We start from the raw sequence: 12,813 nt of genomic DNA on the forward strand, positions 1-12,813 counted from the left end.
AGGTGGCCATAACATGGCCGAAATTTTAGTTTGGTGGAGATTATCATGCAACGCATGTTTCTGGCGCTTGTCGCCATCGTATTCAGCACCCCTGTATTTGCTGTACAGGATCATAGCCAACATCAGCACTCGCAGTCTGCAGAGCAGACGGTGTATGTCTGCCCGATGCACAGCCAGATAGTTGAGGATGGGCCGGGTAGTTGTCCTATCTGCGGCATGGATCTGGTAGCCCGCAGCACTGCTGCGGCAACTGAAAGTGACCCTGAGAGCACTGATCATTTACATGCCGGGGGCGCGGCACAACCCAGCTTTGAGGTAACTCGCCGCGAGCAACAAGCGCTGCGGGTCACTACCGCCAGTGTAGAGCGTAAAAACCTGCAACCGATGTTGTCAGCCCAGGCTCAGGTAAGCTGGCAGGAATCGGCACAGTATCACGTCCATTCGCGCGCAGAAGGATGGGTTGAGGAGCTTTACGCTGATGTTGAAGGGCAGTGGGTTGAGCAGGGTGAAAAACTATACCGGGTTTATGCACCGGATCTGGTTGTTGCCCAGGATGATTACCTGCAGTTACTGGAGTCGTTGACTCAGGTCGGGGACCAGCAAAACCAACAAGAATTCAAACGCCGCGGCCAGCAGCGACTGCGCTTATTGGGCATGAATGAAAAACAGATCAGCGAACTGGAAAAGAGCGGAAAAGTCCGCTACGAAGTGGATTATTTCGCCCCGCAGGCAGGCTATTTAACGGCACTGAATATCCAGCAGGGCATGTACGTTAATCCAGGCCTGGAGCTAATGACCATCAGTGGCGACCAGCAATTGTGGTTTTTACTGGATATTCCCGTTCGCTATGCTGACCAGGTGGCGGTAGGCCAGATGGCACATATTAGTTCGGCCAGTGTTGACGGGCACTGGATGAACACCATTGATTATCTTTACCCGCGGCTTGATCAACAAACTCAGACGTTAACCGCCAGAGTACCGGTGCAGGCTTCGATCAATGACCTCAGAGAGGGCTTATGGGCAACTGCAAAAGTCGAGCTGGAACCACTGCAAGATGTGCTGGTGATTCCCGTCAGTAGCCTGATCCAGGTGCAACAGAGTAACCGGGTAGTGGTTCGTCAGGGCGACCGGGATTTTGTGGTAAAGGCAGTGAAAACCGGGCTCAGAGTTGGCGATGAAATCGAAATTACCAGCGGCCTAACGGAAGGTGAACAAGTTGTAACCAATGGTCAGTTTATGCTGGATTCTGAGGCTTCACTGCGTGGCTTACTGCCGGGTCAGGAGCAAAATGAACGCACCGAGCAGCAAGATAGTGCCGGCCACGCGCACGGAGGCCACTGATGTTAGCAAAAATTATTCAGGCATCGTTACGCAATCCGTTACTGGTGTTGGTGTTCTTTGCAGCGTTAAGCTTTTTGGCCTGGCAATCACTACAGCAAACCAGGCTGGATGCCATTCCTGATTTGTCCGATGTTCAGGTTATCGTAAAAACCAGTTATCCCGGCCAGGCCCCGGCGGTGGTTGAAGAACAAGTCACCTACCCACTCTCCAGCGTGATGCTGTCGGTACCAAAAACTGAATCGGTGCGGGGTTTCTCGTTTTTTGGTGACTCCTACGTGTACGTTATTTTCGAAGAGGGTACTGACCCTTATTGGGCGCGCAGCCGAGTTACTGAATATCTGGACCAGGCACAAAGCCAGCTGCCTGAAGCGGTGCAACCGAGCCTGGGACCCGACGCAACCGGCGTCGGCTGGATTTATCAGTACGCCCTGGTTGATTCATCCGGGCAACACAATCTGGGCGAGCTGACCCGTTTACAAAACTGGTTTTTAAAGCAAGAACTGCAAAGTGTCGATGGAGTTGCCGAAATTGCCCGGGTTGGAGGTATGGTGGAGACCTATCAGGTCGTTATCGATCCTGCTCAATTGCACCGTTATCAACTGACACTAGCGGATATAAAGCGCACCATTCAACAGGCGAATGCGGAAGTGGGCGGCTCAGTGGTTGAAATGGCCGAAGCGGAATACATGGTTCGCGGACTCGGTTATTTACAATCAGTGGAGGACCTGCGTCAGCTGCCTTTGCCGCAACGTTCAGATCAGCAGGGAGTCCTGTTGCTGGAAGATGTGGCCGAGGTTCGGATTGGTCCGCAGGTGCGCCGCGGTGTGGCAGAGCTTGACGGTCAGGGTGAAGTGGTGGGCGGTATTGTGGTCATGCGCTACGGTGCAAATGCCTTACAAACCATAGAAGCCGTCAAGGCGAAGCTGGAGGAATTGCAGCAGGGTCTGCCTGAGGGCGTCGAAGTGGTGCCGACTTATGACCGCTCCGAACTGATTCGTGCCTCGGTTGATAACTTAAGCAGCAAATTACTGCAGGAGATGGCCCTGGTCGCCATTGTCTGTGTAGTCTTCCTATGGCACGCCCGCTCGGCGTTAATTGCAGTTATCAGCTTACCGTTGTCGGTGTTGTTAGCCATCTGGGTTATGAACAGTCTGGGCATCAGCGCTAATATCATGAGTCTGGGGGGCATTGCGATTGCTATTGGGGCGCTGGTAGATGCAGCCATCGTAATGATCGAAAATGCTCACAAGCATTTGCACCGTTTTCAGCAAACCAACAATGGTGATCCGGCTACCGGCCGGCAGCGCCTGCAGCTGGTCAGTTCCGCCTGTACCGAAGTGGGACCTTCGCTGTTTTACTCTCTGTTAGTGATTACCGTTAGCTTTATTCCCGTGTTTGCTTTGCAAGGGCAGCAGGGTCGTTTATTTGAGCCGTTGGCATATACCAAAACCCTGGCGATGGCGGCGGCTGCCATAATTGCCATTACGCTGATCCCGGTGTTAATCGCTTTACTTGTCAGGGGCCGTATTCCTGCAGAAAATCGCAATCCACTGACCGGTTTTCTTATCTGGCTGTACCGGCCATTGTTAAAATTAACCATACGCTGGCCGAAGACGTTAATTCTTCTGGCGGTTGCAATAACAGCAAGTGCCTGGTACCCCTGGCAGCAGCTGGATTACGAATTAATGCCCCCCTTATACGAAGGGGATTTAATGTACATGCCGACCACTTTACCGGGTATCAGCGTTAACGAAGCCGGACAGCTATTGCAGCAGACCGATGCTCTAATAGCTGAACACCCGCAGGTCGAGCGCGTATTCGGAAAAATTGGCCGCGCGGACAGTGCGACGGATCCAGCTCCGCTGACGATGATCGAAACCAGTATCACCCTCACTCCGGAGTCTGAGTGGCCGGCCGGTAAAACTGTAGATGATGTCATTGCAGAGCTGGAACAGCAGGTGCAGATACCCGGCTTAACCAATGCCTGGGTGATGCCGATCCGTACCCGCATTGAAATGTTGGCGACAGGGGTAAAAACACCGTTGGCAATAAAAGTCAGTGGCAGTGATTTTTCCCGCTTGCAAACCCTGGCTATGGCAATTGAGAAGCGTCTTGCAGAGCGCAGCGAAACCGGCTCGGTAATTGCCGAACGGGCGGCAGAGGGACGCTATATCCAGATTCGCCCTAAATTACGTCAGGCGGCGCGCTGGGGTGTTTCACAAGCCGACATCCATGAGCATATTGCAAGCGCTATTGGTGGTGCAACTATTGCTACTTCGGTGCAGGGCAATGAGCGTTTTCCGATTAATCTGCGCTATCCGCGTAGTCAGCGGGATCACATTGATAAGTTAAAAGAATTGCCAGTTCGTTCTGATCAGGGGCGCTGGTTAACTCTGGCTGATGTCGCAGATATTCAGCTAACCGACGGGCCTGCTGTGCTGAAAAGTGAGAATGCCCGTTTAAGTAGCTGGATATTTATCGAGCCGGCCGATGGAGTGACCGTAACCGATTATATTGCTGCGGTAACGCCGGCATTAAATCAGCTACCCATACCGACGGGCTACAGCTGGAGCTGGACGGGGCAATATCAGGCCATGCAGCAAGCCGAGGCGGATTTAACTAAAATTATTCCGCTGACTCTGGCACTTATTGTCATTCTTTTGTATTTAACCTTTCGTTCCATGGGTCAGGCTTTACTGATTGTAGCAACCCTGCCTATCGCGCTCACGGGTAGTCTCTGGCTAATGTTCTGGCTGGACTATAATCTGTCGCTGGCTGTCATTGTCGGTATGATCGCGCTGGCCGGTGTAGCGGCGGAATTTGGCGTGGTGATGTTGTTATATCTGAACAACGCCTGGCAGGGCGTTGGTGAAAGCCGCGAGCAACTGATACCGGCGATCGAGGAGGGCGCGTTATTGCGGGTCAGGCCGAAGGCGATGACAGTGGCGACCATCGTCATCGGTTTATTACCCATTATGTTGGGCGGTGGTATTGGTAATGAAGTGATGCAGCGTATCGCCGCGCCAATGGTTGGCGGCATGATCCTGGCACCGCTGGTATCAATGCTATTAATCCCCGCCGTGTTCTATCTGCAGCATAAAGGTAGCGTGCGCCCGAACCCGTAACGTGCGTCCCTGACGCACGAATGCCGCTGCGGGACATTTAGCAGTGTCAGATAGGCAAAAAAAAAGCTCCCGGTCGGGAGCTTTTTATTGGACTTTAATTAAGCCACATTAATGGTCGGAATGATATTTTCCTGCGCGGCTTTTTCAGCTTTACGGAACGCATCCATTTGGTCGAAGTTCAGATACTTGTAAACTTCGCCGGCCATCGCATTAATGTCCTGTGCGTACTCCAGATACTCTTCCGGTGTTGGCAGGCGACCGACGATAGCACCAACCGCAGCCAGTTCGGCGGAGGTCAGATAAACGTTCGCACCATCGCCCAGACGGTTCGGGAAGTTACGGGTTGAAGTCGACAGTACCGTTGCATTGGGTTCCACACGTGCCTGGTTACCCATACACAATGAACACCCCGGCATCTCAGTGCGGACGCCATTGCGGGCATAGATATCGTAATAACCCTCGGTTTCCAGCTGCGCCTTATCCATCTTGGTCGGTGGCGCAATCCATAGCCGTGTATTCAACGGATCCGAGTTTTTCTCCAGCAACTTACCGGCTGCGCGGAAGTGACCAATGTTTGTCATGCAGGAACCAATGAAAACTTCATCGACTTTATCACCGGCAACTTCGCTTAAAAACTTAGCGTCGTCAGGGTCATTCGGACAACAAACAATAGGCTCTTTAATCTCATCCAGGTCGATTTCAATGACTTCGGTGTATTCAGCGTCTTTATCAGCACGCATTAACTCAGGATTAGCCAGCCATTCTTCCATCTTACGGGCACGACGCTCAAGGGTCCGCGCATCGCCATAACCCTCGTTGATCATCCAGCGCAGCATGGTAACATTTGAACGCAGGTACTCAGCTACTGACTCCTCTGACAGGTTAATAGTACAACCGGCTGCAGAGCGTTCTGCTGACGCATCGGATAACTCAAAGGCCTGTTCTACGGTTAAGTGCTCAAGTCCTTCAATTTCCAGAATACGACCAGAGAAAGCGTTTTTCTTACCGCGTTTTTCGACCGTCAGCAGTCCTTCCTTGATTGCAAAGGCCGGGATTGCATGAACCAAATCACGCAGTGTAATGCCCGGCTGCATTTTACCTTTAAAGCGAACCAGCACTGATTCAGGCATATCCAGAGGCATAACGCCGGTAGCCGCGGCAAATGCGACCAGACCAGAGCCGGCCGGGAACGAAATGCCCAGCGGGAAACGGGTATGAGAGTCACCACCGGTACCAACAGTATCCGGTAACAGCATGCGGTTCAGCCAGCTGTGAATGATACCGTCGTTGGGACGCAGAGAGACACCACCGCGGTTCATAATAAAGTCAGGCAGGGTGTGCTGAGTTTCTACATCTACTGGTTTTGGATAAGCGGAAGTATGACAGAAAGACTGCATAACCAAGTCAGAATTAAAGCCCAGGCAAGCCAGATCTTTTAATTCGTCGCGGGTCATAGGTCCGGTGGTATCCTGCGAGCCAACCGTGGTCATCTTAGGCTCGACGTAGGTTCCCGGGCGGACACCTTCCATACCACAGGCTTTACCCACCAGTTTTTGTGCCAGCGTGTAGCCTTTCTCACTGCCTTGCGGTTGCTCCGGAGTCAGGAATAAATCGCTGTGACCTAAGCCCAGAGATTCGCGCGCTTTAGTCGTCAGGCCACGGCCAATGATCAGATTGATACGGCCGCCGGCGCGCACTTCGTCAAGAATAACCCGTGAAGCGTAATCGTATTCGGCGATAACTTCACCGGCTTGGTTTTCTATTTTACCCTGATAAGGATAAATGGTGATGACATCACCCATCGCGATGTTTTCAACGTCGGCTTCAAATACTAAAGCGCCGGCGTCTTTCATGGTGTTAAAAAAGATGGGCGCCACTTTACCGCCGATACAAATACCGCCAGCCCGCTTATTCGGGGTGCCGGGCATGTCTTCACCGATGTTCCACAAAACCGAGTTGGTGGCAGACTTACGCGAAGAGCCGGTACCGACCACATCGCCAACGAAGGCAACGGGATAGCCTTTTTGTTTTAATTCTTCAATTTGCTTACCCGCGTCAGTAATGCCTTCGCGGGGCATTTTATACATGGCCTTAGCATGCAGCGGGATATCGGGACGAGACCAGGCATCAGGAGCTGGTGACAAGTCATCGGTGTTGGTTTCACCGGTTACTTTAAATACAGTTGCTTTGATTTGCTCAGCCATCCTCTCGCGGCTGGTAAACCACTCGGCCTCTGCCCAGGATTCAACTACTTGTTTTGCTATCGGGTTACCGGCTTTCATTTTTTCTTCGACATCGTGAAACGCATCGAACATTAAAATGGTATGTTTCAGCTGTTCAGCAGCCAGTTCCGCTAATTGGTCGTTATCAAGCAGCGCCACCAGGGTTTCAATGTTGTAACCACCGTGCATGTTACCCAGCAGTTTAACGGCGTCTTGCGGGCTGATTACCGGGCACTCGATCTCACCCTTGACTAAAGCGCTTAAAAAGCCGGCTTTAACATAAGCCGCTTCGTCAACGCCGGGCGGCACACGCTCAGCTAAAAGCTCAACCAGGAACTGCTCTTCACCAGCCGGTGGATTTTTCAGCAACTCGACTAAGTCAGCGACCTGATCAGCCGTTAACGGCTTAGGGGGGATACCTTCTGCGGCACGCTCTTCGACGTGCTGACGATATTCTTTAAGCACTAGTATTACCTCATGTTAGTTGGCACAAATACAGATTGACTAATTGGTAGCGCGCATTATACGCCGAAGGCCGCACAATTCCCATGAGCGGCCCCCCTATTCGCGTAATAAATGGGGTGAATGGATCCACCCCGGTAGGTTAAGACTTTTGTTTTTCGATCCAGTCGTTTAGCTGCGCTTCGAGGATATCCAGAGGCACGCTGCCGTTGGCCAGAATGGCGTCATGGAATTCGCGGATATTAAAAGCATCGCCCAGTTCCTGCTCGGCACGCGCCCGCAATTGCTTAATTTTTAGTTCACCCAGTTTGTAAGAGAGTGCCTGTGCAGGCCAGGTGATGTACCGATCAATTTCGGTGGTAACGTTATGTAAGGACAAAGCAGTATTGCTGGCCATAAAGTCAATAGCCCGCTGCCGGCTCCAGCCCATCGCGTGCATACCGGTATCGACAACCAGTCGTGCCGCGCGCCACATTTCATAGCTTAAACGACCAAAATTACTGTAAGGGTCCTGGTAAAAACCGGCTTCCAGACCCAGGTACTCAGAATACAATCCCCAGCCCTCGCCAAAGGCCGAAATATAGGTTTGCTGACGGTACTCAGGTACGCCTTCCATTTCTCCGGCCAGGGCGTTTTGCAAATGGTGGCCCGGCACGGCTTCATGCAATGTTAAGGCTTCCATTTGGTACAAGGGGCGGCGGTCCAGAGCGTAGGTATTGACCCAGTAAAAACCGGCGCGGTCATCTCGATTGGTACCGGAGTAGCGGCCGGTTGTATATTTGGGCGCGATTTCGGCCGGTACCGGCGCAATGCCGTAAGGCTTACGCGGTAGTGTTTTAAACAGCTTAGGTAATTGCCCGTCCATTTTTTTAGCAATCCGGGCAGCGTAGCTGAGTAACTCTTCAGCCGTTTGCGGGTAAAACTGCGGGTCGGTCCGCAAAAATTCAACAAAGGCATCAAAGTCACCGTCAAAGCCGCTCTCATCAATGACCCGCAGCATTTCGGCACGAATACGCGCCACTTCCTGAAGGCCTACCTGATGAATTTCTTCGGCTGTCATGTCGGTGGTCGTATAATATTCAATACGATTTTTATAAAAAGCCTCGCCATCAGGCAGCTGGCTGGCTGCTACTGATTCGCGGGCGCTGGGCAGATACTCACCGACCATAAACTGAAAATAACGGTCGTAGGCTGGCATAATTTGTTCATCAATCGTCTGACGAGCTTGCTGCTGTAGTTCAGACCAGTCATTATCGCCGATAAAAGACGGCTGGCTTAAAAACGGTGTAAAGAATACGCTTTGCTCAGCATCCTGAACGATATAGGCGAGGATACTTTCTTCAAAACCGGCCATGGCTGCCTTTGGCTGGGTATAGCCCTGCTCAATCGCCTCTCGCAGCCAGTTCATCTGTTGCTTCATGTAGCGCTCGACGGTACCCAGCTTAGCAACATAGTCCTGGTAATCCTGGCTGTTGTTAAAGCTGGTGTTAGCCGGCATAAAGGTAATGCGGCTGTGAAACGAACCCTCAGCGGTTAACGGCATCAGATGTGCTTTAAACCGGTAGTTGTCCACTGCATTTTTCAACACGTAGCGGATCATGGCGTGGTTTATTTTATCCTGCTCGGTTAGCTGCTCCGTGTTGACCGCATTCAGCTGTGCCAGCCAGTCGCTGTTGCGTTGATAACGCTGTTGCAGAGCTGCCGGCGACATATCCTGCAAGGCAGTGTCATTGCGGGCAGAAAGCTGCTCCCAGATCCGGTCAGCCAGGCTTTCAAATTGCGTTGTTGTTGAGTCGGCAACAGCGGCGTTATTTTGTTGTGTAGCAGAACCGGTTGCGGTCGAAGACTGATTAGCACAAGCTGTTAGTGACAAAAGCGTCAGGGCGATGAGGGTTTTGCGCATAATTTTTCCTTGCGAAGCAATAGTTTGTACAGGCATTCTATAGTGCCAGTATTTGACAGCAAGTTAAAAGAACGTAAAAAGCGCACCGGGTATCGCAGCATGAATCATAAAACGGGGATACAGTTTAGTGAAAGCTCAATCGGGAGTATGTGCCGAGCCTAATCTTCATGGGCTGACACTGTTTTGTAATGTAATGACGGATGACGTCGACAGCGTACGCCGCAAACTCGCGCGGGTGCCGGCAATTATTGCTGAACTTGATGATCGCTTTTCCGAGTCGATGTTAAACGGGTTTGTGGCAATTGGAGCCGACTACTGGGATGTGGTCTATCCGGAGCGCAAGCCCATTTACCTGCATCGCTTCCCGGAGCTGCAGCAAGCCGACCGCGAAGCGCCCCGTCAACCGGTGGATTTACTGCTGCAGATACGTTCGGACCGCTTTGATGCAAATTATCTGGCCGGGCGCGCGGTATTGGGCTGGCTGGGCTATGACATCGAAGTGGTTGAGCAGTTGCGCACCTTCCGCTATCTCGACGGCCGTGACTTAAGCGGTTTTATCGATGCACCGGATAATCCCAGAGGGCTGCGTAAGCGCAACGTCGCGCTGCTGGATGCGGCAGCGGAGCCCGAGTTCGCTGATGGTAGCTACTTACTACTGCAGAAGTTCCGCCACGATCTCAGGCATTGGGACGAACTGGGCAGTGCTCGCCAGGAGCAACTGATGGGACGCGATAAAGTAACAGGGGAGCGACTACCCGAAGCTGACATTGAAGGGGTCACTCATGCCAGTAAAACCCGCCTGGTGGATGATCAGGAGCAGCCCATTCCGTTACTCCGGCAAAATATGCCCTGGGGTGATTTACGCGAGCAGGGGTTGCTGGCTTTATACTTTACCCAACACCCAAAAGCCGTAACGCAGTGGTTAAAACAACGTTATTACGAAGATGAGCAGGGCCATTACGACCCGCTGCTGGACTACACTCAGGCGGTCAACAACGCCAGTTTTTTTGTTCCGTCAGTGGCCTTTCTCAATCGCCACAGCTGTCCTTTACAAGGTGACTTGATTCAGGACTCCTCGTTACCGGAGTGAGCGGCAAATAAGTCCTGCACCTTGCTGAAAGTAAACTCAATCTCGGCAACTTTTAGCGGGGCGATAAACACCGTGTCATCACCTGCGATTGTGCCCAGTACGCCTTCTTTTTTGCCGACCGAGTCGAGCAAACGGGCGATTAACTGAGCGGCACCGGGACTGGTGCGAATAATCACCATAACGTCATTATGCTGAATATCGAGGACCAACTGACTTAGCGGCGCCTTGGCCGAAGGGACACTGATTTCTGAGGGCAAACAGTAAACCATCTCCTGTTTGGCATTGCGTGTACGCACCGCGCCGTATTTACTCAGCAGGCGGGAAACCTTGGATTGACTGATATTGTCAAAGCCTGCCGCCTTGAGGGCTTCCACTATGTCAGTTTGCGAGCCATATTGCTCTTCTTTTAACAGCGCCATAAAGGCGGCAATTAATTGCGTCTGTGCCATGTTAAAATTGGCTCCGGGTTAATGCGGTAAATTTGTAATTTAGAACTTAGTAGAGTACAGTTTTGCAACAAATTTTGCATAACTATTCTTGCTTTATGCAAAAAAACATCAACCAGTTAAGTGGAGTCTGAGATGAAAGTAGCCGTATTAGGGGCGGCCGGTGGTATCGGCCAGGCCTTGTCATTACTTCTTAAAACGCAGTTACCTGCAGGTTCTGAACTGTCGTTATATGACGTAGCACCGGTGGTACCTGGTGTTGCGGTAGACCTTAGCCATATCCCGACGGACGTTAAAGTCGAAGGTTTTGGTAAAGACGACCTTGCTTCAGCTTTAGTTGGCAGCGATATTGTTTTGATTCCCGCCGGCGTGCCACGTAAACCGGGTATGGATCGTTCTGATTTGTTTAATATGAATGCCGGTATCGTTAAGAATCTGGTACAGGGCGTGGCAGATAACTGTCCTGACGCCTGTGTCGGCATTATCACTAACCCTGTAAACACCACAGTGCCTATCGCCAAAAGCGTACTGGAAAAAAATGGTTGCTACGATAAGCGCAAACTCTTTGGTGTTACCACCCTTGATGTTATCCGTTCAGAAGCCTTTGTCGCTGAAATGCGTGGCTTAAACCCTGAGAATGTGACGGTTCCAGTGATTGGTGGCCATAGTGGTACAACGATCCTGCCACTGTTGTCGCAGGTCGAGAACGTTGAATTCACCGAACAAGAAATCAAAGATCTAACGCATCGTATTCAAAATGCCGGTACCGAAGTAGTTGAAGCCAAAGCTGGCGGTGGTTCAGCGACCTTGTCTATGGGTCAGGCGGCGGCTCGCTTCTGCCTGTCACTGTTAAAGGGTCTGCAGGGCCAGGAAACGGTTGAGTGTACTTATGTGGAAGGTCTGGGTGAGCATGCTACTTTCTTTGCTCAACCAGTACGCCTGGGTAAAAACGGTGCTGAAGAAGTGTTGTCTTATGGCGAACTGAGTGCCTATGAAAAACAGTGCATGAACGAGATGCTGGACGGTCTGAAAGACGATATCCAGAAGGGTTTCGATTTCGCAAAATAAGTTGTTTATGATACAAAGGCCTCCGGCAAACCCGGGGGCCTTTTTTTATGAAATGCGGTTAACCGATAAATCGGCCAGAGCTAACAGTGCCTCTTTATAGTCTGATGCCGGGATATCGTTCAAAGCCTGCCGTGCTTGCCGGGCTGCTTCTAATGCTTTATCACGACTGTAATCAAGTGCTCCGGTACGCTGCATGGTGGCTAAAATACTGTGCAAATGTTGGCGGCCATCGCCTGCTTCAATCGCCTGCCGGATAAGTGCCTGCTCGGTTTGGTTGCCGTGCCACATGGCATAAAGCAAAGGTAGAGTCGGCTTACCCTCGGCCAGGTCATCACCGGCATTCTTACCCATGGCTTCGGAATCAGCAGTATAATCCAGCAGGTCATCGGCTAACTGAAAAGCTGTACCTAAATAACGACCATAGTCAGCCATGGCAGTGGTTACGGTGTCATCCTGACCGGTTAACATACCGGACAACTGGGTCGCCGCTTCAAAAAGCTTTGCGGTTTTTCCATAAATAACATTAAAGTAGCGCTGCTCTGTCGTGTCCGGATCGTTACAGTTCATCAACTGTAGCACTTCGCCTTCAGCAATAATGTTGGTGGCATCCGCCAGCACACTAAGAATAGGCAGCGAGTTTAGCTGCACCATCATTTGAAAAGCGCGGGTATATAAAAAGTCACCAACCAGCACCGAGGCTTCATTACCGAACACCGCATTGGCTGTTTTCTGACCCCGGCGCAGTTCTGAATCATCAACAACGTCATCGTGCAATAAGGTTGCGGTGTGAATAAACTCGATAATAGCCGCAAGCTTATGGTGCTCTTTACCCTGGTAGCCCAGTGCTTTGGCTGCCAGAATCGTAAGTAAAGGACGTAACCGCTTACCGCCGCTGTTAACAATGTACAGGCCGAGTTGGTTGATTAACGCCACATCGGACGTCAGCTGTTCACCGATTAGCGCATTAACCCCTTGCATGTCCTGCCGGGCTAACGCATTAATGGACTGGATATCCATCATAACTGTCTATTTTTACAAAATTTAACGGAGCCAACATGCTACATGATTTTGCTAAAAAGGGATAGGCTGACTAAGGTCTGGGCGCAGGCGCCGTTGGCGAACGGGTGCTAGTGAAATTACTGCTTGCGTTACTTTT

8 protein-coding genes are annotated in these 12,813 nt (G+C 51.4%); 4 read left to right on the top strand and 4 right to left on the bottom strand.

Annotation, left to right across the window (positions count from 1 at the left end; translation table 11 throughout):
- The first annotated feature begins 45 nt into the window (after positions 1 to 45).
- Both LG288_RS01970 and LG288_RS01975 read left to right on the top strand, forming a co-directional pair.
- Entirely contained in the window at positions 46 to 1,341 is a 1,296-nt protein-coding gene (locus LG288_RS01970) for an efflux RND transporter periplasmic adaptor subunit (protein ID WP_404401506.1), read from the top strand.
- Positions 1,341 to 4,466, top strand: a complete 3,126-nt coding sequence (locus LG288_RS01975) for an efflux RND transporter permease subunit (protein WP_404401508.1) — start codon at positions 1,341 to 1,343, stop codon at positions 4,464 to 4,466. The genes LG288_RS01970 and LG288_RS01975 overlap by 1 nt, the downstream gene beginning before the upstream one ends.
- Before the next feature lie 98 nt (positions 4,467 to 4,564).
- On the opposite strand, the gene acnB is transcribed toward LG288_RS01975, so the two are convergent.
- Together acnB and LG288_RS01985 are read right to left on the bottom strand one after the other, a co-directional pair.
- A complete protein-coding gene (gene acnB, locus LG288_RS01980; protein WP_404401510.1) occupies positions 4,565 to 7,153 on the bottom strand; it encodes a bifunctional aconitate hydratase 2/2-methylisocitrate dehydratase in 2,589 nt (862 codons plus the stop codon).
- A 139-nt stretch (positions 7,154 to 7,292) separates the two neighbouring features.
- Positions 7,293 to 9,053, bottom strand: coding sequence for a DUF885 domain-containing protein (locus tag LG288_RS01985; RefSeq protein WP_404401512.1), 1,761 nt, complete (start codon positions 9,051 to 9,053; stop codon positions 7,293 to 7,295).
- Between the two features lie 127 nt (positions 9,054 to 9,180).
- Between LG288_RS01985 and LG288_RS01990 the strand changes: the two genes are divergently transcribed.
- Positions 9,181 to 10,143: a Dyp-type peroxidase gene (locus LG288_RS01990; protein ID WP_404401514.1), complete on the top strand. Its 963-nt coding sequence runs from the start codon at positions 9,181 to 9,183 to the stop codon at positions 10,141 to 10,143.
- Here LG288_RS01990 and argR read toward each other — a convergent pair.
- Positions 10,119 to 10,592: a transcriptional regulator ArgR gene (gene argR, locus LG288_RS01995; RefSeq protein ID WP_404401516.1), complete on the bottom strand. Its 474-nt coding sequence runs from the start codon at positions 10,590 to 10,592 to the stop codon at positions 10,119 to 10,121. The two genes, LG288_RS01990 and argR, sit on opposite strands and share 25 nt — an antisense overlap.
- A gap of 132 nt (positions 10,593 to 10,724) precedes the next feature.
- Here argR and mdh point away from each other — a divergent pair, with 132 nt between their 5' ends.
- On the top strand, positions 10,725 to 11,657 hold the full coding sequence (mdh, locus tag LG288_RS02000; RefSeq protein ID WP_404401518.1) for a malate dehydrogenase: 933 nt from the start codon (positions 10,725 to 10,727) through the stop codon (positions 11,655 to 11,657).
- 45 nt (positions 11,658 to 11,702) lie between these two features.
- On the opposite strand, the gene ispB is transcribed toward mdh, so the two are convergent.
- The gene (ispB, locus tag LG288_RS02005) at positions 11,703 to 12,674 is read right to left on the bottom strand and encodes an octaprenyl diphosphate synthase (protein WP_404403005.1); all 972 of its coding nucleotides are present in this window, start codon (positions 12,672 to 12,674) and stop codon (positions 11,703 to 11,705) included.
- Between the last annotated feature and the right edge of the window lie 139 nt (positions 12,675 to 12,813).

It is taken from the genome of Idiomarina seosinensis (assembly GCF_044797955.1).
GTDB classification, from domain to species: Bacteria; Pseudomonadota; Gammaproteobacteria; order Enterobacterales; family Alteromonadaceae; genus Idiomarina; species Idiomarina seosinensis_A.